Origin of the sequence: Avibacterium sp. 20-132 (assembly GCF_023611925.1) — a bacterium.
Classification (GTDB): Bacteria; Pseudomonadota; Gammaproteobacteria; order Enterobacterales; family Pasteurellaceae; genus Avibacterium.
Genome location: NZ_CP091456.1, coordinates 322,727 through 347,065 on the forward strand (window position 1 = coordinate 322,727; position 24,339 = coordinate 347,065).

21 protein-coding genes are annotated in these 24,339 nt (G+C 41.3%); 6 read left to right on the forward strand and 15 right to left on the reverse strand.

The features are described from left to right. Positions 1-6: 6 nt before the first annotated feature. The 5 genes from L4F93_RS01425 to pyrH all read right to left on the reverse strand — a co-directional run bounded on the left by L4F93_RS01425 (position 7) and on the right by pyrH (position 4,385). Positions 7-870, reverse strand: coding sequence for a phosphatidate cytidylyltransferase (locus L4F93_RS01425; RefSeq protein ID WP_250350783.1), 864 nt, complete (start codon positions 868-870; stop codon positions 7-9). A gap of 3 nt (positions 871-873) precedes the next feature. Then, positions 874-1,602: a polyprenyl diphosphate synthase gene (gene uppS, locus L4F93_RS01430; protein WP_250350784.1), complete on the reverse strand. Its 729-nt coding sequence runs from the start codon at positions 1,600-1,602 to the stop codon at positions 874-876. A 144-nt stretch (positions 1,603-1,746) separates the two neighbouring features. Beyond that, positions 1,747-2,946: a 1-deoxy-D-xylulose-5-phosphate reductoisomerase gene (gene ispC / locus L4F93_RS01435; RefSeq protein WP_250350785.1), complete on the reverse strand. Its 1,200-nt coding sequence runs from the start codon at positions 2,944-2,946 to the stop codon at positions 1,747-1,749. A 135-nt stretch (positions 2,947-3,081) separates the two neighbouring features. Next, positions 3,082-3,639: a ribosome recycling factor gene (gene frr / locus L4F93_RS01440; RefSeq protein WP_250350786.1), complete on the reverse strand. Its 558-nt coding sequence runs from the start codon at positions 3,637-3,639 to the stop codon at positions 3,082-3,084. Between the two features lie 29 nt (positions 3,640-3,668). Further along, a complete protein-coding gene (pyrH, locus tag L4F93_RS01445) occupies positions 3,669-4,385 on the reverse strand; it encodes a UMP kinase (protein ID WP_250350787.1) in 717 nt (238 codons plus the stop codon). 145 nt (positions 4,386-4,530) lie between these two features. Here pyrH and L4F93_RS01450 point away from each other — a divergent pair, with 145 nt between their 5' ends. Continuing rightward, positions 4,531-6,099 (forward strand): phosphoethanolamine transferase, encoded by a 1,569-nt coding sequence (locus L4F93_RS01450; RefSeq protein WP_250350788.1) that lies wholly within the window; start codon positions 4,531-4,533, stop codon positions 6,097-6,099. Here the strand turns inward: L4F93_RS01450 and lpxH are convergent. Then, positions 6,080-6,823 (reverse strand): UDP-2,3-diacylglucosamine diphosphatase, encoded by a 744-nt coding sequence (gene lpxH / locus L4F93_RS01455; RefSeq protein WP_250350789.1) that lies wholly within the window; start codon positions 6,821-6,823, stop codon positions 6,080-6,082. The two genes, L4F93_RS01450 and lpxH, sit on opposite strands and share 20 nt — an antisense overlap. A gap of 119 nt (positions 6,824-6,942) precedes the next feature. On the opposite strand from lpxH, the gene L4F93_RS01460 reads away from it, so the two are divergent. From L4F93_RS01460 to L4F93_RS01480, 5 genes are all read left to right on the forward strand, one after another. Further along, positions 6,943-7,677: a 1-acylglycerol-3-phosphate O-acyltransferase gene (locus L4F93_RS01460; protein ID WP_250350790.1), complete on the forward strand. Its 735-nt coding sequence runs from the start codon at positions 6,943-6,945 to the stop codon at positions 7,675-7,677. A 1-nt stretch (position 7,678) separates the two neighbouring features. Continuing rightward, positions 7,679-9,088 (forward strand): multicopper oxidase domain-containing protein, encoded by a 1,410-nt coding sequence (locus L4F93_RS01465; protein WP_250351594.1) that lies wholly within the window; start codon positions 7,679-7,681, stop codon positions 9,086-9,088. Between the two features lie 120 nt (positions 9,089-9,208). Beyond that, the gene (locus tag L4F93_RS01470; protein WP_250350791.1) at positions 9,209-10,036 is read left to right on the forward strand and encodes a class II glutamine amidotransferase; all 828 of its coding nucleotides are present in this window, start codon (positions 9,209-9,211) and stop codon (positions 10,034-10,036) included. Positions 10,037-10,420: 384 nt separating this feature from the next. Then, on the forward strand, positions 10,421-11,662 hold the full coding sequence (locus tag L4F93_RS01475; RefSeq protein WP_250350792.1) for a serine/threonine transporter: 1,242 nt from the start codon (positions 10,421-10,423) through the stop codon (positions 11,660-11,662). Between the two features lie 80 nt (positions 11,663-11,742). Further along, positions 11,743-13,107, forward strand: coding sequence for an L-serine ammonia-lyase (locus L4F93_RS01480; protein ID WP_250350793.1), 1,365 nt, complete (start codon positions 11,743-11,745; stop codon positions 13,105-13,107). A 58-nt stretch (positions 13,108-13,165) separates the two neighbouring features. Here the strand turns inward: L4F93_RS01480 and dnaE are convergent, their stop codons facing one another. From dnaE to nrfB, 9 genes are all read right to left on the reverse strand, one after another. Further along, a complete protein-coding gene (gene dnaE, locus L4F93_RS01485; protein WP_250350794.1) occupies positions 13,166-16,642 on the reverse strand; it encodes a DNA polymerase III subunit alpha in 3,477 nt (1,158 codons plus the stop codon). A 119-nt stretch (positions 16,643-16,761) separates the two neighbouring features. After that, complete coding sequence (locus L4F93_RS01490; RefSeq protein WP_250350795.1) at positions 16,762-17,961, reverse strand: NAD(P)/FAD-dependent oxidoreductase; 1,200 nt, start codon at positions 17,959-17,961, stop codon at positions 16,762-16,764. Between the two features lie 3 nt (positions 17,962-17,964). After that, positions 17,965-18,822: a tetratricopeptide repeat protein gene (locus L4F93_RS01495; protein WP_250350796.1), complete on the reverse strand. Its 858-nt coding sequence runs from the start codon at positions 18,820-18,822 to the stop codon at positions 17,965-17,967. Further along, positions 18,819-19,289, reverse strand: a complete 471-nt coding sequence (nrfF, locus tag L4F93_RS01500; protein ID WP_250350797.1) for a heme lyase NrfEFG subunit NrfF — start codon at positions 19,287-19,289, stop codon at positions 18,819-18,821. Before nrfF ends, L4F93_RS01495 begins: the two co-directional genes overlap by 4 nt. Continuing rightward, positions 19,286-19,867, reverse strand: coding sequence for a DsbE family thiol:disulfide interchange protein (locus L4F93_RS01505; RefSeq protein ID WP_250350798.1), 582 nt, complete (start codon positions 19,865-19,867; stop codon positions 19,286-19,288). Before L4F93_RS01505 ends, nrfF begins: the two co-directional genes overlap by 4 nt. Beyond that, complete coding sequence (gene nrfE, locus L4F93_RS01510; RefSeq protein WP_250351595.1) at positions 19,860-21,779, reverse strand: heme lyase NrfEFG subunit NrfE; 1,920 nt, start codon at positions 21,777-21,779, stop codon at positions 19,860-19,862. The genes L4F93_RS01505 and nrfE overlap by 8 nt, the downstream gene beginning before the upstream one ends. A gap of 251 nt (positions 21,780-22,030) precedes the next feature. Further along, positions 22,031-22,993, reverse strand: a complete 963-nt coding sequence (nrfD, locus tag L4F93_RS01515; protein ID WP_250350799.1) for a cytochrome c nitrite reductase subunit NrfD — start codon at positions 22,991-22,993, stop codon at positions 22,031-22,033. Beyond that, positions 22,990-23,667, reverse strand: a complete 678-nt coding sequence (nrfC, locus tag L4F93_RS01520) for a cytochrome c nitrite reductase Fe-S protein (RefSeq protein ID WP_250350800.1) — start codon at positions 23,665-23,667, stop codon at positions 22,990-22,992. Before nrfC ends, nrfD begins: the two co-directional genes overlap by 4 nt. Further along, a complete protein-coding gene (nrfB, locus tag L4F93_RS01525) occupies positions 23,664-24,287 on the reverse strand; it encodes a cytochrome c nitrite reductase pentaheme subunit (protein WP_250350801.1) in 624 nt (207 codons plus the stop codon). The genes nrfC and nrfB overlap by 4 nt, the downstream gene beginning before the upstream one ends. Positions 24,288-24,339: the final 52 nt, after the last annotated feature.

The following is a 24,339-nucleotide window of genomic DNA, read 5'->3' on the forward strand; positions in this document are numbered from 1 at the left end:
TGTTTCCTATAAGACATAAAAATAGAAATAGGCAAAGAATGGAACAGCAGCAGTTAAGCTATCAATACGATCTAAAATCCCACCGTGTCCGGGAATTAACTGACTGCTATCTTTAATACCGCTTTCACGCTTAAACATACTTTCCGTCAAATCACCCAATACAGAAATCGCCACTGTGGCAACGGATAACAGGATGAAAGGCACTGTTGGCACATTGAATAGATCTTGCGGAGCAACTTGCATAAAAATTGCTGCTAACACGCCAGCCGTGAGTAAACCACCAAATACCCCTTGCCAAGTTTTACCCGGGGAAACTTTGGCTGCAAGTTTATGCTTTCCAAATTGGCGGCCGGCAAAATACGCCCCTGAATCAGCTGCCCATACAAGAATAAAGACATAAAAGAGCAACATTAAGCCGTGATAGGGATTAGCAACGTAACCATCTAAACGCAGTTTCAACACACCAACAATAAAAGGCACTAAAGTTACAATGGCGAAAACTCCTTGTAATACCACGGATTTTGCCCAAAATTTCGCTGAATTGGGGTAACTCACTACCAGACCAAGCGCAATAATCCACCAAATCACGGCACTTAATAAAATCGGTTCGGCATAATGTTCAAACACACGCCCAGCATTGAGATAATTGGCTTCGCTTAAAATCCATAAAAAAAGCACCGCACTTGCTAATCCAGCCACGACAACACGCCAAAATTTATTTTTAACCTGGGCAAATTGTGTCCATTCCCAAATGCCTAAGCCCACCACGACACCTAACGCTAAGGCAAAATAAAAAGGAGAAAATAAAAATAACGCAGCACAGACAATAGCAATTAAAATTATTGCGGAAATGACACGTTGTTTAAGCACAGTTTAGTCCTCTTGTTCTGCTCCACCAAAACGGCGATTTCGTTGTTGATAAGCTAAAATAGCTTGATTAAATTCTTGTTCGTTAAAATCTGGCCATAACACATCGGAAAAATAAAATTCTGCATAAGCAATTTGCCATAGCAAAAAATTACTCACACGTTGCTCCCCGCTTGTCCGAATGAGCAAATCAACCATTGGCTGATTTTGGGTGACCAAATATTGCTGAAAACGTTCTGCGGTGATCTCATCAACGGTCATCTGCTGATTTTTCACTAAGCTGGCAAGCTGTTTTGTAGCCTGCACAATATCCCAATATCCACCGTAATTTGCCGCAATATTTAAAGTAAGTGCGGTGTTATTTTCGGTTAATTTTTCTGCGTTTTCGATTTTTTGCTGTAATTTTGCATTAAAACGCGATTTATCGCCGATAATTTTTAACCGAATATTATTTTTATGCAATTTTTTCACTTCTAAATCAAGTGCTTGCATAAATAATGTCATTAATGCACTCACTTCACTTTCGGGACGAGACCAATTTTCACTGCTAAAGGCATAAAGTGTGAGAACATTCACACCAATTTTTAGTGCATAGGAAACCGCTTGGCGCACTGCCGCAACACCATTTTTATGCCCGAAAATACGCATTTTTCCTTGCTGTTTTGCCCAACGACCATTGCCATCCATAATAATCGCAACGTGTTGAGGAATATTATTTGAATCAATCTCTGTCATTCATCAAGGATTTTCTAGTTACAAAATTAATGGCTGAATATATCATAATATGATCTTACTTACTATGAAAACGCACAGAATTATATGTAAAAAATCAAAGCGAACTTTCGCCCGCTCTGAGTTATTTATAATAAAAACAAAATGTTATTTTGATTGAATGATTTTCCACGCCACCCCACGTGCTTTTTTATCCACCTCTAACACATCATCAATGGATTGAATCTGTTGCGGTGTGATGTTTTCTACAACCTGCTGATTCACAAAGGCAATATCGGTAAATTTAATTTGACGATTTAGAAACGCCTCGACAGAAATTTCGTTCGCCGCGTTCATCGCTGTTGTTGCATACTGCCCTGCTGCGAAAGCATCTATGGCGAGTTTTAAGCAAGGGTAACGCTGATAATCTGGTTGTAAGAAAGTCAGCCCATTAAGCTGATAAAAATCCAATGGCGCAACTCCCGCAAAGGTACGTTGTGGATAAGCCATTGTTTCAGCAATTGGCGTACGCATATCAGGATTGCCCATTTGCGCAATGACCGAGCCATCAATATAACGCACCATAGAATGAATAATGGATTGAGGATGAATAATCACTTCCATTTCATCAGCTGTCGCATTAAATAACCAACGAGCCTCAATATATTCTAAGCCTTTGTTCATCATTGTAGCTGAATCGACCGAAATCTTTTTGCCCATTGACCAATTGGGGTGTGCCACAGCTTGTTCTGGTGTGATGTGTTCAAATTCTGTAAGATCCGTATAGCGGAAAGGCCCGCCCGATCCCGTTAAGACAATTTTACTAATGCCTAATTCTTGTAGCGGACAAAAACCGATTTTTTCTTGTGCTTGAGGCGGTAAAGATTGGAAAATCGCATTGTGTTCACTGTCCACTGGCAGAAGCTGTGCGTGGCTTTTCTTCACTTCATCAATAAAGAGTTGCCCACAAGTCACCAAGCTTTCCTTGTTGGCTAGCAACACCCGTTTACCCGCTTGCACCGCGGCAAGGGTTGGTAGCAAGCCAGCTGCACCAACAATGGCAGCCATCACTTGATCAGCCTCAGGGTGTGATGCTAATTCACAAATAGCTTGTTGTCCGCTTAACACTTGCGTTTTCATACCAAGTGCGGTCAATTTTTCTTTCAAATTTTTCGCCGCACTTTCATCATCTAATGCGGCAAAAGTCGGCTGAAATTTAACGCATTGCTCAAGCATTAACTGCACATTACGCCCCCCTACTAAAGCGAACACTTGATATTTTTCTGGATTATGCGCTATTACAGAAAGGGTGCTAGTACCGATTGAACCGGTTGAACCAAGAATAACGAGTTTTTGTTGTTTTTGCATAAATTTTTGACCGCACTATAAAAAGAAGTAAGTTTGCTAAAATTGTGGTGAATATACTCAAAAGCCCGCCGTTCAGCAAGAAAAAAGAGGGCGAACCTTTGGCTCGCCCTTTATTGCTTCATTTATTTCAAATGATTAGAAATCTAATAATTCTTTCTCTTTGTCTGCTAACACTTCATCCACTTTTTTCACATAAAGATCGGTGATTTTTTGGATTTCATCTTGTGCTTTGCGTTCTTCATCTTCGCTGATTTCTTTTTCCTTCAACAACGCTTTGATTTGATCGTTAGCATCACGGCGTACATTACGTACAGCAACTTTGCCTTGTTCGGCTTCCGCTTTTACAATTTTGATTAAATCACGACGGCGTTCTTCCGTTAATGGTGGAAGTGGAACGCGAATGGTTGTGCCTGCTGATGATGGGTTTAAACCTAAATCAGAGGTTAAGATGGCTTTTTCTACTGCCCCGATTAAACTACGATCAAACACAGTTACTGCAAGAGTGCGTGCATCTTCAGCGACAACATTAGCTAACTGACGTAATGGCGTTAATGCGCCATAGTATTCCACTTGAATACCATCAAGTAAGCTAGGCTGTGCGCGTCCTGTTCTAACTTTCGCAATATGATGTTTGAATGTTTCAAGGCTTTTTTCCATACGCGTTTGCGTATCTTGTTTAATTTCGTTAATCACAAATATTCCTTTTATTTAAGTTTAATCAATTAGTTACAAATAAGCGTCCCTTCACGCTCACCTAAAATAACATTGCGTAATGCACCCGGTTTGCTCATATTAAACACGCGAATTGGCATTCCGTGATCTCGTGCTAACGTAAAGGCGGCTAAGTCCATCACTTGCAATTCTTTGTCAATCACATCAGCATAAGTGAGTTTTTCATACATCACTGCTTCTGGATTTTTGGCAGGATCGCAATCATACACGCCGTCCACTTTTGTCGCTTTGAGTACAACATCGGCTTCAATTTCAATACCGCGCAAGCAAGCGGCAGAATCGGTAGTAAAAAATGGGCTACCTGTTCCTGCCGAGAAAATGACCACGCGTCCTTCCCGTAGCATTTTAATTGCTTCAGACCAGTTATAAGTATCACAAATACCATTGAGTTGGAAGGCTGACATCAATTTTGCATTGACATCAGCACGGTGTAAGGCATCACGCATTGCTAAGCCGTTCATTACGGTGGCAAGCATTCCCATATGATCGCCGACCACACGGTTCATTCCTGCTTTCGCCAGTTTCGCACCACGGAATAAATTTCCGCCCCCTAACACAACCCCGACTTCTACGCCCATTTCTAGTAATTCTTTAATTTCGAGCGCCATTCTGTCTAAAATTGAAGGATCAATTCCAAAACCTTCCTCACCTTGTAAAGCTTCACCGCTTAATTTAAGCAGGATTCTTTTATATACGGGTTTGCTCATTTTTTCCTCACAAAAGTTGGCTACAAAATTCTGCATATTATAGAGCAACATCTTTACCCTGAAAATAGCTTAGAAAAAAAATCGCATAGAACCCTCGAAAAAAATTAAGTAAAATGAGAGGAAGTCAAAAATAAGGAATAATGTTGTGACAAAAAAGAACAAAAAAGGAACATTTCATCTTTCATCCCTACTCGCAAGTGCGGTATGTTTTGCGCTACTTTATGTAATCAGCCTGTTGGCATTACAAGGCTCGGGTTATTTTCCACAACCAAACTGGCAACAAATTGCCCTTTTTATGTCTTTCATTATTATTTTTTCTAGCTCCCCAAAATGCTTTTATTTTATTGCGCTCCCTATTTTATTCATTTATGCCTGCTATGCGCCTATTGGGGTGAATTTTGGTGCGCCTTCTTATCAGTATATTGCCTCTGTTTTTGCCACCGACTTACAAGAAGGCAAAGAATTTTTTGCTCAAATTCCGCTACTTCATTATGGTTATCCCTTTGTTATTCTTAGCGGAGCCTTGCTTTATCGCAAGTTAAGTCAAAAATTTCACGTGGCTTTTTATAAAAATAAAGGGCTATTGGCACTCATTTTTATCAATGCATTTTGGGGACAAATTCCTTTCCAACCTCTGCAAGAAAGCTATTTAGCCGGGAAAAAAGTGATCGAAGAACTGCGTTTGCTTAATCGCTTTAATGTACCAAGTGAATGGGGGGAAAGCCAACTGGATAGCCGTTCTCATTATGATGACTACATTTTAGTTATCGGCGAAAGTGCAAGAAAAGATTATCACCACGCTTATGGTTATCCTATTGCTAATACGCCTTTTCTTTCCACCGCCAAAGGCACATTAATTAATGGCTTAACCGCAGGTGGAACCAATACTATCGCTTCGTTAAAACTAATGTTTACAAAACCTAACAAAAAAACGTGGGAAGGTAATTATCGCTTAAATTTCATTGACTTAATTAAGTCAGCAGGTCTCAAAACCTACTGGCTTTCTAATCAAGGCTATTTGGGGCAATACGACACGCCCATTTCTGCGATTGCCAATAAAAGTGATGAAAAACTCTTTTTAAAATCAGGTGATTCTCTTAGCAGTGATGTGAGTGATTTTAAATTAATCGCAAAATTTGACCAGCTACTGCAAAAACCTAGCGAGAACAAACGTTTTATCGTTGTCCATCTATATGGTTCACATCCTTTAGCTTGCGAACGCGTGGCTGATTATAAAAAGATTTTTGACGACACAAAAATTGATAAAAAATATCAAGAAGTAAACTGCTATATTAGTTCGATCAAAAAAACCGATGAAATACTCAGCAAAATTTATCAGCTTCTGATAGAAAATCAGCAAAAAAACCATCGCACTTTTTCGATGATTTACTTTGCTGATCACGGTTTAGCTCATCAAATCAGCGACAACTATATTGCCATTCATAATAGCAATGGTAAAAGCAAACGCCATTACGATATTCCATTGTTTAAAATTTCCAGTGATGATCAGCAACGTCACGAGAAAAACGTGGCAAAGTCTGGCTTGAACTTTACGGAGGGATTAGCCAATTGGATCGGCATTCGCAATGCGAATATTGACGCCAATATGGATCTTTTTGATGAGACACCGCAGCCAGATTATGGCTTAAAAGAAAAAATTGAAAATATCACTGCACCAGATGATCCAGCGGTGATCATTCCTGCTCATCGCTAACCTGTTGATTTAACGAATGGTTAATAAATGTCATTGTTTTCGCTGACACCGCTAACACCGACGACGTTGCCCCCCAATCACCGAGAACAATGCGTTCAAAGTGCGGTGGAATTTTGTGCCAATTTTGCCGATGGGTATGCCCGTGAATAAGCTGTGGCACATTAAATTGTTGCATTGTTTGCAACACAAAATCGGCATTTACGTCCATAATTTGAGAGGATTTATGCTGCTTATCCTGTTTGCTTTTGGCACGAATTTTCTCAGCAATTTTTAACCGCACTTTTAAAGGAAGATGTAAAAAAACCCATTGACGCCATTTTTGATGCACTTTTTTACGATAGCGTTGGTAAGCCATATCATCAATACAGAGTGTATCGCCGTGGCAAAGCAATGTGGGAGTGCCATACAAATCAATCACCTGATAGGTGGGTAACAGGGTTAAGCCGCAAGATTGGGCAAATTTTTCGCCGATGAGGAAATCGCGATTGCCGTGCATAAAATAGCATTTCACGCCTTTTTCCGTTAAGGTGCGAATTTGCAGTGTCACTAAATCGATCAACGGAGAATGTTCATCATCACCAATCCAAAAATCAAAAAGATCGCCTAAAATATACAAACTTTCGGCATCTTGGGCTTGATTTTGCATAAAATCCACAAAAAGGGCGGTTAAATCTGGACGATTTTCGCTTAAATGTAAATCAGCAATAAAATAGGTCGTTGCCATTTTGAATGTCTTTTTAAAGAATGAAATTGTTTGATAGCCTAGCATTTTTTTAGCGGATTGATACAAATATTTACGGATTTTCGCTATACTTGTGCAAATTTTTTTCAGGGTATGTCGTTATGCTAAAACTTCTTCGCATTATTGTGATTGTGTTCTGCTGTATTTTGATTTGTTTACTTGGCACAATCTATTCTCTTATTCGTTTCAGAAATCCAAGCAATGTGGGAGATATCGCTCGCTGGTTTGGGCGTTTATATCCGCTTTTCGGTTTGCAAGTGGAACATCGTTTCCCAGCAAAGGCAGAAAATATTGGGCCTTGCATTTATATTGGCAATCACCAAAATAACTACGATATGGTCACCATTTCTTATATGGTGATGCCACGCACCGTGAGCGTAGGGAAAAAAAGCCTGATTTGGATCCCTTTTTTCGGCATTTTATATTGGGCATCGGGCAACATTTTTTTAGATCGCGATAATCGTTCCAAAGCGCACAATACAATGACTCAACTGGCTGAACGCATTAACCGCGATAACCTTTCTATTTGGATGTTCCCTGAAGGCACACGCAGCCGTGGGCGTGGTTTACTGCCGTTTAAAACAGGGGCATTTCACGCTGCGATTGCCGCTGGCGTGCCGATTGTCCCTGTGGTTTGTTCTACCACACAAAATAAAATCAATCTTAATCGCTGGCATAATGGCAAGGTGATCTGCGAAATGCTGCCCCCTGTGGATACCTCCGCTTATAGCAAAGATAATGTGCGTGAATTGGCGAGCTATTGCCATTCACTAATGCAACAACGAATCAATGAACTTGATGCTGAAATTGCTGCTCAACCAAGCCCAACAAAATAAGATGAATCATTTTTCGCGCCGTCAATTTTTCAAAACTGCCCTCACAGCGGGGGCATTTTCTGCTATTCCTGCGCCATTATGGGCTGCCGAACGCCAACCTTTGCGCGTTCCACCACTAATGGAAACACGTCGTGGTAAACCTGTTTTTTTAGAAATGAACAGCGCACAAGCGCAATTAGAACGGGGGAAAACCAGCGAAGTTTGGGGATTTAACGGTAATTATTTAGGCCCAACACTCAAAATGCGCCAAGGGGATTTCGCCAAGCTGAATTATCGTAATAACTTAACACAAATGGTTGCCTTAGCCATTCAAGGGCTACAAGTAAGCGCTGAATCACTCGGTGGTGTTGCGCATCCTTTTATGCAAGGACAAAGCTGGTCGCCAATTCTTCCCATCACCCAAGCTGCCTGTACCTGCTGGTATAGTGCTTGTACTCTCGGGCATTCGGCTTATCAAACTTATCGTGGACTGCTCGGACTGTGCATTATTGAAGATAACGAAAGTCGTAAATCCAGCTTGCCACAAAAATATGGCGTAAACGATATTCCTTTAATTTTGCAAGATATGCAATTAAATGATGAAGGTGTGCAATTATTCCAACAAAATCGACCGCACTTTTTCGGTAATCGTTTATTGGTAAATGGGCAAGAAGCCCCCTATTTAGCCGTACCGCGTGGTGTTGTGCGGTTACGTTTACTTAACGCCTCCCTTTCGCGTCGCTATGAATTACGCTTTGATGATGAACGCGATTTCCAACTTATCGCCCTCGATCAAGGCTTTTTACCACAAGCGAAAACAACTAAGGTGCTGTTTCTTGCACCGAGTGAACGCGCAGAAATACTTGTCAATCTAAACGAAGGGGAAAATGCCACCTTAATCGCAGGAAAAAAACGGAATTTTTTCAGTAAACTAACGGGCTTTTTCGGCACTAATGAAGAATTGCTTGATAACACCGTTGTTGAGCTACGCCCACAAGGTTTAAGTAGTGCGTTTGCACAAAATCATACAATGCAGTTTAATACTGATGCACTACAAGCATTAAAGGCGAAAATTCGTCGTGAGCGCCATTTCCAGCTTGATGCCAATAATGGAATGATCAATCAACAACGTTTTGATCCAAGACGGATTGATGTAAATGCTGAATTAAACAGCACTGAGCGCTGGATTCTCACCGCCAACGAACCTACTGGGTTTAAAATTCAAGGGGCAAAATTTATCCTTGAACGTATCAATGATAAGCCCGTTGCTGAAAGCGATCTCGCTTGGAAAGATAGCCTGTGGATTGAAGGTCAAATGCAGATTTTAGTTCGCTTTCAACACCCTTCTTCTAACAGTCATCCTTTCACCTTTGGTGCAACGGATTTGCTCGCAGCGGATAAAGGTTGCTTAGGCTTAATGGTGGTGCAATAAAGAAATAACGCTAAGTTATGTGATATGCGCCTTTGATCTAAAAGTGCGGTTGAATTTTTGTTCGTTTTTTTGTTAAATCAAATAAGATTTATAAGATAAAAAGTCGTTTAAGGTTTAGTTATGTGTCAGCTATTAGGAATGAATTGCAATACCCCAACGGATATTGTGTTTTCTTTTGAAGGGTTTCGCCGTCGCGCAGGGCTTACCGATAGCCATTCAGATGGTTTTGGTATTGCCTTTTTTGAAGGCAAGGGCGTTCGCATTTTCCGCGATAACCAAGCAGGGCATAGTTCCCCCATTGCAGATTGTGTAAAACAATACCACATCAAATCGTTCAACGTCATTGCACACATCCGTAAAGCCACGCAAGGTGCGGTAACGATTGAAAATACACACCCATTTATTCGTGAAATTTGGGGCGAAAACTGGGTATTTGCACACAACGGTAATCTGACCCAATTACCTGATATGTCAGAAAATTTCTGCCAACCTATTGGCTCAACAGATTCAGAAGCCGCTTTCTGTTATATGGCTGAACAGTTAAAAAATCGCTTTCGCAAAAAGCCCACCGAAGAACAGATTTTCCAAGTAATTCAAGAAATTAGCAAAGAATTGGCACAAGGCGGCACATTTAATTTCATTCTTTCAAACGGCGAATGGATGATTGCTCACTGCTCTACCAATTTGCATTACCTCACCCGTAAAGCGCCTTTTGGTACAGCACAACGTATTGATGATGACGGGGTGATCGACTTTCGCCAACATACCACAGAAAAAGATAAAGTTACCATTATTACTACCTTTCCGCTGACTAAAAATGAGACTTGGACAAAAATGGAACACGGCGGTTTTGTGTTTTTCAAAGATGGCGATAAAGTTTACGAAGTCCTTGGCACCCCAAGGGAAGCCATTGATGATGGCACATTAGGCAATGCGAAAGCCGCCTGATCACACTCTCGTTAGAAGCACTTTTATTGCCATTAAAAGTGCTTTTTGATTTAGCTGTGTCCAACCTTTTTCTGTTATTGTTCGGATTTTTCCATAAAACGAAACCGCTTTAATTTTTGGTAACCCATTATCAATAAAGATAAAATACTCAATTTTGTTTTTTGTCGAAATAAAACAGCGCGAAATCGAAAGGATAAAAAGGTAAAATGTTAAAAAGACGTAAACATTTCTCTATTTTCTAACCAATTATTCAAGAAAAAATCGATCATTATCACAAATCACACCTTTTATCCTGTTTCGTATCCGCAATCGCTATATCATCTGCGCTGGTTAGATTAGGTATTCATCATACGCTAATCCAAGTTTATATAACGGAGTTCGGCAATGCTAAAAACAACCATAACAAATAAATTCGATTTACTTTGGACATTAAATTTATTCGGTACGGCAGTGGGAGCTGGCGTACTGTTTTTGCCCATAAATGCAGGAATGGGCGGATTTTGGCCGTTAATTGCGATTATGCTATTAGTTGGGCCGATGACTTATTTTTCACACCGCGCGTTATCTCGTTTTGTGTTGTCATCTTCCAAACCGGGGAGCGATATTACCGAAGTAGTGGAAGAGCATTTTGGGCAGGGCGCAGGGAAAATCATCACATTACTTTACTTTTTCGCGATTTTCCCTATTTTATTGATTTATGGCAATGGCATTACCAATACAGTGGAATCCTTTATAATCAATCAGTTAGGATTAAGCGCGCCAAACCGAATCCTACTTTCTTTCGTGTTGATTGCCAGCCTGATTTCAGTGATGCTGATGAGCGAAAAAATAATGTTAAAAATGACCGAGTTGTTGGTGTATCCCCTTGTATTTATTTTATTTTCTCTTTCCATTTATTTAATTCCTCAATGGAATACCGCAATGCTGCACCAAATGCCCGATGTAGCCAGCTTCATTGGCACGCTTTGGATCACCATTCCTGTATTAGTGTTTTCTTTTAATCATTCCCCAGCCATTTCTTGCTTTTCACAATCGCAACAACGGGAATACCAATCACCAGAGCTGACCGAGCGCCACGCAAGCCGAGCATTAAAAAACACCTCAACCTTACTGTTATTTTTTGTTATGTTTTTCGTCTTTAGCTGTGTGCTAACCCTGACTCCTGAAGATTTAGTCCAAGCGAAAGCACAAAATATCAGTATTCTTTCCTTTTTAGCCAATAAGTTTGATAACCCTTATATTTCTTACTTTGGACCTTTAGTGGCATTCCTTGCTATTACTAGCTCTTTCTTTGGTCATTATTTAGGGGCGAGAGAAGGCATTCAGGGGCTGTATCTGAAATTCTCAGGCAAACAAGGCATTACAAATCGAAAAAAATTGAATTTTTTCACCGCACTTTTCTTTTTATTGACGCTATGGGCGGTGGCAATTATCAATCCAAGCATTCTTGGCTTAATTGAATCTATTGGCGGACCAATTATCGCCGCTATTCTCTTTTTAATGCCAATGTATGCGATTCGTAAAGTGCCGGCGATGGCACGTTATCGGGGCTATGCTAGTAATGTTTTCGTGACGATTATGGGAATCATCGCAATCTCAGCCGTCGTGTATGGATTATTTTATTAATTAAGATAGAATAGCCCACCTTTTGATAATAATTACCCTAAGCAGGGCGAAATGCCCTGCCAGAAAAGTTCGAGAAAACAATGATTAGTGTTTTTGATATGTTTAAAATCGGTATTGGACCTTCTAGTTCCCATACCGTTGGCCCAATGAAAGCTGGTAAGCAATTTGTCGATGATTTAGTGACAAAACAGTTACTTGCCCGTACCACTCAGGTTAAAGTCGATGTCTATGGCTCTCTTTCAATGACAGGGCGTGGGCATAATACTGATATTGCCATTATTATGGGATTAGCAGGCTATTTACCGCACGACGTGGATATTGATTTAATCCCTAAATTTATTTCTGATGTAAAAAGCACCGCACTTTTACCATTAGCGCAAGGGCAGAAAGTCGCGAAGTTTGATTATGAAAGCGATATGGTCTTTCATCAAACCTTTCTGCCATTGCACGAAAATGGAATGACGCTATCAGCCTATGAAAATGATAACTTGCTTTATCAGCAAACCTATTATTCTATTGGCGGTGGTTTTATTGTTGATGAAGCCCATTTCAATCAGCAAGAAGAAAGCGACATCAATGTCCCTTTTCCTTATCAAAGTGCAGCAGATATTTTGCATCATTGCAAAGAAAATGGCTTGGCCTTATCGAGCGTGATGCTACAAAATGAAATTGCCTTACACGGAAAAGAAGCCACGCAAACGCACCTAAAACGCATTTGGCAAACGATGAAAGAATGTATCGAACACGGCTTGGTTACCGAAGGGTTATTACCCGGCCCTCTCAAAGTGGTTCGCCGTGCGGCGACTTTACATCGTTTACTGCAAGCCAACAATGGGCTTTCCAACGATCCAATGAAAGTGATCGATTGGGTCAATATGTATGCGCTTGCGGTTAATGAAGAAAATGCCGCAGGTGGGCGTGTGGTTACCGCACCAACCAACGGTGCTTGCGGTATTGTGCCTGCGGTGCTGTCTTATTATGAAAAATTCATTTCGCCAATTACCGATGAAATTGTAGAACGCTATTTGCTTGCTTGCGGAATGATCGGCTCACTTTACAAAATGAATGCGTCCATTTCAGGGGCAGAAGTGGGCTGCCAAGGCGAAGTGGGGGTTGCTTGCTCAATGGCAGCGGCTGGCTTAACAGAAATTTTGGGCGGTAGCCCCGAGCAAGTTTGTATGGCCGCTGAAATTGCGATGGAACATAATTTGGGGCTGACTTGCGATCCTGTGGGCGGCCAAGTGCAAGTGCCTTGCATTGAACGCAACGCCATTGCTTCCGTCAAAGCGATTAACGCGAGCCGAATGGCATTGCAACGCACCTCTAACCCACGCGTGAGCTTAGATAAAGTGATCGAAACAATGTACGAAACAGGCAAAGATATGAACGCCAAATACCGCGAAACCTCGCAAGGCGGTTTGGCAATCAAAGTGGTTTGTACCTAAAATTTGCAGCAAAAAAATAAGGCGGTTTGTTCCGCCTTATTTTATTTTTACATTTCAATTATTTAAACTCAATTTCCACCGCACTTTCGCCGAGCATTTCCACTAGCGTATTAATCAATTCATCACTTGGATTCACTGACCACTGCACGCCGAGTTTTACTAACGCGCGTCCTTGTGGGCTTTGGTAATAAATATTAATGGGTAACGCACCACCGCTATATGGGCTAAGAGTATCTTTAAATTGCTTAATAAAATGTGGCGAAAGCTGTTCTTGCGTTAAGCAAATCGCCAGACTTTTGGCGTAGCGACTGCGTGCTTCGTCAAGGGTCATTAATTCTCGCACAGACATTTTTAAGCCTTGTGAAAAATCATCAAAACTCACCTGCCCTGAAGCAATCACAATAGTGTCTTTCTGCAATTTTTCACCAAAACGATCGAGGCTTTCACCGAATAACGTGAGATCTAAACGCCCCGAGCGGTCATCTAAGGTGGCAATGCCTAAGCGGTTGCCTTTTTTCGTGATCGCCACACGCGAACTCACCACTAAACCGCAGGTTGTGCTAATTTGTCCACGATAATTTGGCACAAGATCTTTTAGCCTTGTTGAGCTGTAATGGGCGATCTCTTTTAAATAAGGGCTAATCGGGTGGCTACTCAAGTAAAGCCCAAGGGTTTCCCGTTCGCCGTCTAAAATTTGTTTTTCGCTCCAACGTGGTGTTTTCGCATAAGCCTGCTCCACTTCTTCTGGCGTTTCAGTTAGCACGCCAAACATATCCGCCTGCCCGATAGCTTCATTTTTAGCATATTGATCGGAGGCTTTGAGGGCGTCTTCTAAATTTTTTGCCAGCGCGGCGCGGTGTGGGCCTAATTTATCGAATGCACCTGACATTATCAGGCTTTCAAAAGTACGGCGGTTAATTTTCTTTAAATCTACTCTGGCGCAAAGATCGAATAAATCTTTAAAAATGCCTCCTTGCTCACGCGCAAAAATCAAGGCTTCAATCGGGCCTTCCCCCACCCCTTTAATCGCGCCGATGCCATACACGATCTCGCCATTATCATTCACGCTGAAATGGTGTTTCCCGGTATTAATATCTGGCGGCGTAACCGTTAAGCCCATACGCAAACATTCATCGTATAGCCCAACGATTTTTTCCGTGTTATCCATTTCAGAAGTCATTACTGCCGCCATAAATTCTGCGGGATAATGCGCTTTTAGCCATAATGTTTGGTAAGAAACCAAGGCATACGCCGCGGAGTGCGATTTATTAAATCCGTAACCTGCAAATTTTTCTACTAAATCGAAAATTTTCATTGCAAGGTTACCGTCAATGCCGTTTTTAATTGCCCCTTCTTCAAATACAGAGCGTTGTTTTGCCATTTCTTCGGGTTTCTTTTTCCCCATTGCCCGACGTAATAAATCAGCTCCCCCAAGGGTGTAACCTGCTAGCACCTGCGCAATTTGCATCACTTGTTCTTGATATAAAATGATACCGTAGGTTGGCTCTAAAATCGGTTTGAGTGAAATGTGCTGATATTCTGCGTCAGGGTAAGAAATTTCTTCTTCGCCGTGTTTACGGCGAATAAAATTATCCACCATTCCTGATTGCAACGGCCCCGGACGGAACAACGCAACCAACGCAATAATATCTTCAAAACAGTCTGGTTTCAGGCGCTTAATCAAATCCTTCATTCCGCGCGATTCTAGCTGGAATACCGCGGTAGTTTCTGCATTGAGTAACACTTGGAAAGATTGCGCATCATCAAGTGGGATACGATTAATATCCACTAACGGCTTGCCTTCTTTAGCCAGACGCGTATTAATCATATCTAATGCCCATTTAATAATGGTTAGCGTACGCAATCCTAAGAAGTCAAACTTCACCAGCCCAGCATATTCCACATCATTTTTATCAAAATGGGTAACTGGGTGTTTGCCTTCGCTATCACAATATAAGGGCGAAAAATCAGTGATCAGCCCCGGCGAAATCACCACGCCCCCAGCGTGTTTCCCTGCGTTACGCGTTACCCCCTCGAGCTTGCGCGCCATATCAATTAATGCTTTAACTTCTTCATCGCTTTCATAAATTTCAGGCAAACGAGGTTCTGCTTCAAAGGCTTTGGCTAAGGTCATTCCCGGATCAGGCGGAACTAATTTAGAAATGCGATCCACAAAGCTATAAGGATGCCCCAGCACCCGTCCTACATCACGGATGACCGCTTTGGCAGCCATTGTACCAAAGGTGATAATCTGCGACACCGCACCGCGTCCATAGGTTTCCGCCACGTGTTCAATCACGCGATCTCGCCCGTCCATACAGAAATCCACGTCAAAATCGGGCATTGATACCCGTTCTGGATTTAAAAAACGCTCAAACAGCAAATCAAATTCAAGGGGATCAAGATCAGTAATTTTCAACGCATAAGCCACCAATGATCCTGCCCCAGAGCCACGCCCGGGTCCAACAGGAATATCGTTATCTTTAGACCACTGGATAAACTCCATCACGATTAAGAAGTAACCCGGGAAACCCATTTGGTTAATCACGTCTAGTTCAACTTGCAAGCGTTCGTCATATTCTTTACGTTTTTCTGCCCGTTCGTTTTCATCGGGGAATAAAAAGGTGAGACGCTCCTCCAAGCCTTCACGGGATTTTTGTACCAAATAATCTTCTGTACTAAGATCCCCGGTGGGAAATTTAGGTAAAAAATATTCCCCCAAACGAATGGTTACATTACAACGCTTAGCAATTTGTACGGTATTTGCTAGAGCGCTGGGAATATCTGCAAATAATTCACACATTTCCTGCTCAGTGCGGAAATATTGCTGATCGCTATATAATTTCGGACGTTTAGGATCATCTAAGGTGTAGCTATCGTGAATTGCCACGCGGATCTCGTGTGCCTCAAAATCTTGCGAAGACAAAAAACATACATCATTGGTTGCCACAAGAGGGATATGATGTTTTTCAGCCAATTTTAAGGCGGCTTGGATATAACGCTCTTCTTCAAGGCGACCTGTACGGCAAAGGCTTAAATAAAAATGATTGGGAAAAAATTCTTGATAAAAACGCACCGCACTTTCTATATCAGCAGGGTTATTCTTCAACAATTTTTTTCCGATATCGCCATTGCGTCCGCCAGAGAGAATAATTAGGCCTTCGCGGTGTTCCACTAGCCATTGTTGATCGATATAAGGTAAATCCGTGTAACCTCGTTCATAAGCTTTGGATAATAATAAGGTAATATTATGATAGCCCGTATTATTTTTGGCGAGTAACGTCAGCTCAAAATGTTCATCTCCAAGCAAATCACTTTTCACTAATACATCAGCACCCACAATAGGTTTTATACCTGAAGATAATGCTTCTCCATAAAAACGGACTAAACCACAAAAATTGGTGAAATCTGTCAATGCCATTGCCACCATTTCGTTTTCCACGCAGGCTTTGACTAACGGTTTGACTTTAGCAATACCGTTAATCATTGAAAAATCGCTATGCACACGCAAATGCACGAAACGCGGTTCTGACATAAAAAATCCTTGTTATTGTTGCCGTTGATTAGATGAAAAGGGAAATTAGCCTGCCATTTTAACGAGATTTTGGCACGGATCAAATCTCTTTTTGCAGGCAATCAAAATGGGAAATGGGCTTATAAACAGGCAATATGGCTGGCACAAGCGTAAGCTGAACTCCACGCCCATTGAAAGTTATAGCCACCAAGCCAGCCTGTTACATCTAGCACTTCGCCGATAAAATACAATCCTTTGACTTTCGTACTTTCCATTGTTTTTGATGAAATTTCGTGCGTATCTACCCCGCCCATTGTAACCTCTGCCGTGCGATAACCTTCTGTACCATTAGGGAAAATTTGCCAGTGATGAATAACATTATCTAACTGTTCCAACTGCCCTTTGGTTAAATTCGCCAATATTTCTATTGGAATGCTCTCTCTGGTTTGCCAAAGCTCTACTAATTTATTTGGCAAAATACGTGATAATGCGGTTTTTAACTGCAACTTCGGCGAAGTTTGGCGTAATTCAAGTAAATAATCACAAATAGATTGGTTGGGTAATAGATCAACTTCCACCCATTCATTGGGCTGCCAATAGTTAGAAATTTGTAAAATCGCCGGCCCCGAAATACCACGATGAGTAAATAACAATTGGTTGATAAAAGATTGCCCATTTTCTGCACTGACGCGAACAGGCAAAGAAACGCCAGCAAGTGCGGTGTAAAATTGTTCTGTTTCTCGCCAACGAAACGGTACAAGGGAAGCACGCGGTGAGATCACTGCCAATCCAAACTGTTCAGCAATTTGATAACCTAATGGCGATGCACCTAAGGCTGGCATTGAAAGCCCTCCCGTTGCCACGACTAGTTGATTACAATACCAAGTTTGCCCATTGGCTTGCACAGTAAAACCGCCTTTTTCTGACTTAGAAACTTGCTCAATGTGCTGGCGTAGCTGAATATTAACCTGATATTTCTTACATTCTGCGAGTAACAAATCCACAATCTGTTGTGAACTTTCATCACAAAACAATTGCCCGAGTTCTTTTTCGTGATAAGCAATGCCATATTCTGCGACTAAAGCGATAAAATCCCATTGAGTAAAACGAGCCAATGCAGATTTAACAAAATGTGGATTGTGCGAAAGATAATGCTGTGGCGTAACCTCTAAATTAGTGAAATTACAAAACCCACCGCCTGACATTAAAATTTTTCGCCCCGCTTTTTTACCGCTATCAAGAACTGTTACCTGTTTACCTTGTTTACCAAGTTGTCCAGCACAAAATAGCCCAGCTGCACCTGCGCCAATAATTAGCGTATCAGAAACCCATTGTGTCATTCTTTACTTTGCTCCATTTTTGGCGTTTTGTAGTATTTCTGCCATTTGCATACGTTGAATGATCGTGCGACGATCGATTCCCGATTTATCCGAATCCAACAGACGTTGCCAAAGTGCAATCGCATTGGCATAATCCGTTTTCATAAAGGCATCTCCCGCTAATAACGATAAACTTGATGCCTCTTTCGGATCTTGCTGTAAGGCTTGATCAAGCATAGCCTGCACTTGTGGGGTGATTTTTTGCCCTGCCTGTTGATACAACACATTCGCGGCTAAACCTAAAATAGCCGGTTTACCGCCCGTTAAACGATCGGCATAAGAATAAGCCAGCAGTGCATTATCAAATTCATTATTTTGCATATAAGCCTGCCCTAATTCGATCCAATCCTCACTGTTGTTAGGGTTTTGCCGTAAGCGCTGCTGAATTTTTTCCACATAGGATTCATTTTTTTGTCCCGTAGGTTGTTCCGTAAAAGGGGCGGTTAAGGGATCTACAAACGGTTGTTTAGCATGCACTTGCTGTTGATATTGCAGTTCAGTAGAAAAGCGATCAAGGGAAAAATAATAGCCTATCGGCAAGCCAATCAATAATAAATTTAATCCAACAAAATAAGGGCGTGCTTTTGTCTTGGAAGAAATAACAAAGTGCGGTTGTTTTTCTCGCTGTTTTTCATCATCAAGTAGCCGTTGGGCAAATTCTTGTAACAATTCTGGATCAAGCTTACCTTTTGTTTGTTGCTGATAAAGGGCAATATTTTGCTGTTGGCGATAATTTTTCTGCCAATTTATCCTTCGTCCTAAAGGTAACCAAAGCCCAAGACTAATCAATAATAAAAGGGTAATACCGATAAAAAAAGTCATTCTGATTTATCCGTTTTTGCTAATAAATGCTTTAGTGCGTCTTGCTGCTCTGCACTGAATGCGACACTTTGCTGTGATTGTTTGACGCGCAACATTCGCCACATAGCCACTGCGCCAAACAGTAACAATAAGAACGGTAATCCCCACAACAAAGTGGTAGTGGATTTCACGGGGGGATTATAACGAACAAAATCACCAAAGCGATTTGTCATCGTTTCAATAATTTGCTCATTACTCTTACCTGCTTCCACCATTTTATAAACTTCAATACGCAAATCATAAGCAATAGGGGAATTGGATTCCACCAAGTTTTGATTTTGACATTGTGGGCAACGTAAGGATTTCGCCAGTGCGACAGCTCTTGTGCGTTCCTCAGGGTGAGAGAATTCAAAGGTATCTACCATTTCTGCCTGAGCCAGCGGAAGGATTGTAACCAGTGTAATAATTGCAAACCACCATTTCTTCATTCTTTACTTTCCTTTTGACTCATCGCTTGTAAAGATAAGTGCGGTGCATTTTGTGCAAATTTTTGCCATAAAGGCTGAAATTCTTGTTGCCAAATTTGCTTATTCAATGGCCCTGAATAGCGATAACGAATAATACCATTCGCATCGACGAAATACGTTTCTGGCGCACCATCTACGCCTAATTTCATTGCTAGTAAGCCTTTGCTATCATCAATAATAAGATGAAAAGGATTGCCCATTTCTCGTAACATTAATAACGCATTTTGCCGTTTATCACGATAATTTAATCCCACAATCGGTACACCTTGCTTTTGCAAATCCATCAAAAAAGCGTGTTCTTGCTTACAATAAGTACACCAACTCCCCCACACATTAATCAAATAAACCTCACTCGGCAAGGAATGATTATTCACGTTGGTTGCAGGATCGAATAAGTCAGGCTGATAAAATTCAGGCACAGGTTTGCCAATTAAAGCAGAAGCAATTTTTTTCGGATCATTTTGCAGTCCTAATAATAGCAAGCCACATAGTACAATAATCAATAATAAGGGCAGAAAAACAAGTGCTTTTCTATTCATCTTTTGCTCTCCTTGTTCTCAAACCAAAGGCGGCTAATAATGCACCAAAAGCCATTAATGTAGCCCCAATCCATAACCAGCGAACAAAAGGCTTATAATGCAAACGGAAAGAAAATTCACCTGCCCCCAGTTTATCACCCATCACGATATAAATATCGCCGAACAAACTCCAATATAATCCCACTTCGGACATATTCATTGTCCGCACATCATAATAACGACGTTCGGGATAAAGTGCGGTGATTTTTTTGCCTGCTTTTTTAATCTCAAATTGTGCCACTTCACTGGTATAATTCGCCCCTAATTCATTGCGGAAACCAAGGTAAGTAAATTCATAGCCATTGAGCATTTGGCTTTGTTGCGGTGCTAGGCGAACCCCAATTTCGCTGGCAAAATAGCTCGACATTGTTGCACCAATCACGCTGAGTGCTAGCCCACAATGCGCAATCACCATTGCCCAACGGGTTAAAGACAAAGCTCGCCACCAGCCCCAAAGGGTAACACTTAGCAACCAAAGCGCTAAACTGATTAATGCAAAAGGTAAAAGTTGAAAATGTAACGTTTCATCATTTTGAATGGTGAATGCGATCATAATATAAGCAAGACCACAAGCGGGGATCAGCAGTAAAACATTACGAGACAACAGCCTACGGTGAATTTTTTTCCAAAATGCGCTCACCACAATAATCATTGCCAGCAAAGCCAGCACAATCAGGGGCAAGAAAATCGTATTAAAATAAGGTGCGCCAACAGAGATCGATCCCCACCCCATTGTGCTAAACAGCATAGGGTAAAACGTGCCTAAAAATACGCTTGCCGTTGCCACTGCCAGTAAAATATTCGCAATAAGCATTAGGCTTTCTTTAGAAAAAAGAGAAAAACGCACCGCACTATTTTCACTTGGACGCACATTGACTTTAAGTGCAAATAAGGTCAGTGAACAGGTTGTCAGTAAGAAAAACAGCATTAACAGTGCCATTCCCCGTTCACTATCCATCGCAAAGGCGTGTACAGAGGTGAGTACACCAGAACGCACAATAAAGGTGCCTAATAAGCTAAATGCAAAAGCAAAAAGTGAAAATAAAATCGTCCAGTAATGGAAAATGCCACGCTGTTCGCTCACCGATAAACTATGCAATAGCCCTAGCCCGAGTAACCACGGCATTAATGAGGCATTTTCTACGGGATCCCAGAACCACCAACCGCCCCAGCCAAGTTCATAATATGCCCACCACGCCCCTAACATCATCCCTAAAGTCAAAAAGAACCAAGAAAGTAACACCCAAGGGCGTGTCCAGCGAGCAAGTGCGGCATCAAAATGCCCACTTAATAAGGTGGCAAGGGTAAGAGCAAAATTCACCGCAAAACCTACATAGCCAAAATAAAGCAATGGAGGATGAAAAATCAGCCCCACATCTTGCAACATTGGATTAAGATCACGCCCTTCCAATGGGCTAGGCAACAGGCGCTCAAAGGGATTTGAGAAAAAAACAATAAAGAGTGCGAAGCCAAAACAAAGTAAGCCAAGAATAGACAGGGTTCGGCTCGCAATAATGGGATCAATGTTGCGACTAAAAAAGGCAAACGCCATTGTCCATAAGCCTAAAGAAAAAAGCCAAAACAGCATTGAGCCTTCGTGTCCGCCCCAAGTAGCAGCAATTTTGAAAAATAACGGCAATGCCGAATTAGAATGGGCTGCAACATATTGTAGTGAGAAATCATCAACCGCAAAACAATAAGCAAGTCCAAGCAAAGAAAGGATAGTAGAAATCCCAAAGAGATAACTCAGATTCCACGCAGAGGTGATAAGGCGCGGATTACCCTGTTTAATCCCAATATGCGGCACGATCGCCAACAGTAATGCGGAAACAAGAGCAAAAAGTAAAGCAAGAAAAGCAAGTTCAGGGATCATCGTCATATTAGCTGATTAATTTATCCTGTATTTTAGAGAAAATATGCCGTAATGTCATTGCGTGATGTGGTGAAATCATCTAAATACTTTCTATATCCTATCCGTGGTAAAAATGTGTAAAAAATGCACCGCACTTTAATTTTTCCCTCATTTTCCTTTTCATTTTTCGGATAAGGGATTACCGTAAAATCCACATCACATTAAAACAAAGGCGAACACCTTGGTTCGCCTGATAATGATTAATTGGCTTTTTATGCTAAAGTCATTTGTCCTGCGTATAAAATAAAGTAACGCAAGCAAAGCACTCCGATTAAGCTAAGCCCCGCGACAATCAACATAAAGCCCTTTTGGTGCTTAAGTTTTTCACCTGCAACGGCGTTTAATAGAAGCGGTAATACAATCCCGATGCCGACCACGCCGATCCAGAAGACGTTCGCCCAGAAGCCCCCTGAAAGTGCGGTGTGAAATGCCACCGTTTTTTGCCCACCACCTAAATATAATCCAAAGAAGAAAGCGAAAAGTAAAAAGGCTTCAATGAGTACCACGGGCTGCTCAAATTTGTGTAAGAATGCCAAGCCTTTAGAATGAGGGTTTTCTTTGGTGCATAAAATGGTAAAGAAAATCAATGCAGCAATCCCTGATGAAGTCCCTGATGCAAGGAATAGCACTGGTAATACAGGATTATTTAGCATTGGATAACTCACTAATGCAGAAAGTAAGAACCCTGTATATGCCCCTAATGCTACGCTAAGCAACAAGGTAATAATCTCGATCCCATTGGTAAATTTTGTTGCAAGATCGATGATTTTCTCTGCAAGATTAGTGAGTTTCGGCACAAAGCGTTTCACTAAGCTAAGCACTAAGGACTTAAAGATAATCGCTAACCATAATACCAAGAACAACATATAGACTTGGAACAACATCACCCCAGCAGACATAATTGATGTGTGGTGATAATTGAACATTAAGTACCAAAATGTCCAAGGTTTGGTTAAGTGGAAAATCAATAATAATAAGCCAATGGTAATGCTTATTGGTGCAAGTAAGGCATTTACCTTCAAGATATGACTTTCTTCAGGATGTTCCCCAGCCAATCCTGCACGTTTTAGCAATACGGCAAGCATTGTCGCCCCTGCGGAAATCCCTAATAAAAAGAGATAAATCGCAATCGGCCCGTCCCATACTAAAGATGGGAAATGAAATGGACTGTTCATCGTCTGATCTCCCCTGCTCTAGCTGGAACGTGGTAAAGATTTGGATCTGTACCTAATTCAACCTTTGTACGATAGGTTTGTTTTTCTTTCAGTTTTAAAGAAATGTCGCTTTGCGGATCGTTTGTATTACCAAAGGTTAAGGCTTTGGTTGGACAGGCCTCCACACAAGCGGGCTGTTTACCTTTGGCTAAATTCGTATCACGGCAGAAATTACATTTATCTGCTGATTTATACACAGGGTGAATAAAACGAACACGATACGGACATACCGCGATACAGTATTGACAGCCAACGCAGAGATCTTTATTAACATCAACAATACCTGTGGACGCATCAATATAAGACGCCCCTGTTGGGCATACTGCAACACAAGGTGCATTGCTACAATGCTGGCAAGAATGACGGAAAAATTCATATTTCACGTCAGGGAATTCACCATAAGGTTCGCTACGAATAATTTCTAAACGTGAAACGCCTTCTGGCACTTGGTTGGTTTCACGACACGCATCCATACAAGCGGTACAACCAATGCAAGCCGTTTCATCGTGCAACATTGCATAACGAATTGGCTTTTCTTCTGCCTTATCTTGTGCGACTGACTTAATTGTTGTTCCTGTCATTAGGATCAAAGCTCCCATACCAGAAACAAAATTACGGCGTGAGCAAGTTGTCATTTGTTATCCTTTTGTTTGCTAGTCGGGTCAAGATCTTTTAGGGCTTTACGTTTTTGTTGTTCTCCGTGACAATCCACGCAAAGTTTAACACGTTGTTTTTTCTCAATACCTTTCATTGCATCTTTTTCTGGGTGCAAGGTATGACAGGCGGCACAAGGCAATTTCATTGCGTGAACATCGTGCGCCCAAAGTTTTTCGCGTAATTTTTCAGGGCGATGACAAGAGAAACACACTTGATTTTGTTCTTGCACTGAGTACATCGGTTGTTTGTCAGAAAAAATATCGCTTTCAAAACGCATCACGTCTTTCACACCACGGCGGTGATTTTCAGAAATATTACCGTGGCAGCTCACACAAGTAATCGGTTTCCCTGTGCTTGGATTGGTTTTAGATAAGTGTGTGCCGTGAAATTTACCAAAATGTAAATCACCACCAGATTGTTCATCATTAGCATCTAGTTTATGACATTTTGCACAATACTCATTGGGATTACGCTGATTCTCTAACGTAGGTTGATAACTTAATTCAGCGTTTTTAGTATTAGCTTGAGTGGGTAAAGCAAAGATCGTTATCGCAAGCAAGGCACTGAGCTTAACCACTTTCTTTAATACAGCATTCATTTCCTATTACCTCAAATTTTGGTTCAAAATAGACCGCACTTTGATCTCGCGT

Coding starts and splice junctions, on each gene's coding strand:
- uppS (WP_250350784.1), bottom strand. CDS start 1,602: ATGACAGAGATTGATTCAAATAATATTCCTCAACACGTTGCGATTATT.
- ispC (WP_250350785.1), bottom strand. CDS start 2,946: ATGCAAAAACAACAAAAACTCGTTATTCTTGGTTCAACCGGTTCAATC.
- pyrH (WP_250350787.1), bottom strand. CDS start 4,385: ATGAGCAAACCCGTATATAAAAGAATCCTGCTTAAATTAAGCGGTGAA.
- lpxH (WP_250350789.1), bottom strand. CDS start 6,823: ATGGCAACGACCTATTTTATTGCTGATTTACATTTAAGCGAAAATCGT.
- L4F93_RS01460 (WP_250350790.1), top strand. CDS start 6,943: ATGCTAAAACTTCTTCGCATTATTGTGATTGTGTTCTGCTGTATTTTG.
- L4F93_RS01465 (WP_250351594.1), top strand. CDS start 7,679: ATGAATCATTTTTCGCGCCGTCAATTTTTCAAAACTGCCCTCACAGCG.
- L4F93_RS01470 (WP_250350791.1), top strand. CDS start 9,209: ATGTGTCAGCTATTAGGAATGAATTGCAATACCCCAACGGATATTGTG.
- L4F93_RS01475 (WP_250350792.1), top strand. CDS start 10,421: ATGCTAAAAACAACCATAACAAATAAATTCGATTTACTTTGGACATTA.
- L4F93_RS01480 (WP_250350793.1), top strand. CDS start 11,743: ATGATTAGTGTTTTTGATATGTTTAAAATCGGTATTGGACCTTCTAGT.
- dnaE (WP_250350794.1), bottom strand. CDS start 16,642: ATGTCAGAACCGCGTTTCGTGCATTTGCGTGTGCATAGCGATTTTTCA.
- L4F93_RS01490 (WP_250350795.1), bottom strand. CDS start 17,961: ATGACACAATGGGTTTCTGATACGCTAATTATTGGCGCAGGTGCAGCT.
- L4F93_RS01495 (WP_250350796.1), bottom strand. CDS start 18,822: ATGACTTTTTTTATCGGTATTACCCTTTTATTATTGATTAGTCTTGGG.
- nrfF (WP_250350797.1), bottom strand. CDS start 19,289: ATGAAGAAATGGTGGTTTGCAATTATTACACTGGTTACAATCCTTCCG.
- L4F93_RS01505 (WP_250350798.1), bottom strand. CDS start 19,867: ATGAATAGAAAAGCACTTGTTTTTCTGCCCTTATTATTGATTATTGTA.
- nrfE (WP_250351595.1), bottom strand. CDS start 21,779: ATGATCCCTGAACTTGCTTTTCTTGCTTTACTTTTTGCTCTTGTTTCC.
- nrfD (WP_250350799.1), bottom strand. CDS start 22,993: ATGAACAGTCCATTTCATTTCCCATCTTTAGTATGGGACGGGCCGATT.
- nrfC (WP_250350800.1), bottom strand. CDS start 23,667: ATGACAACTTGCTCACGCCGTAATTTTGTTTCTGGTATGGGAGCTTTG.
- nrfB (WP_250350801.1), bottom strand. CDS start 24,287: ATGAATGCTGTATTAAAGAAAGTGGTTAAGCTCAGTGCCTTGCTTGCG.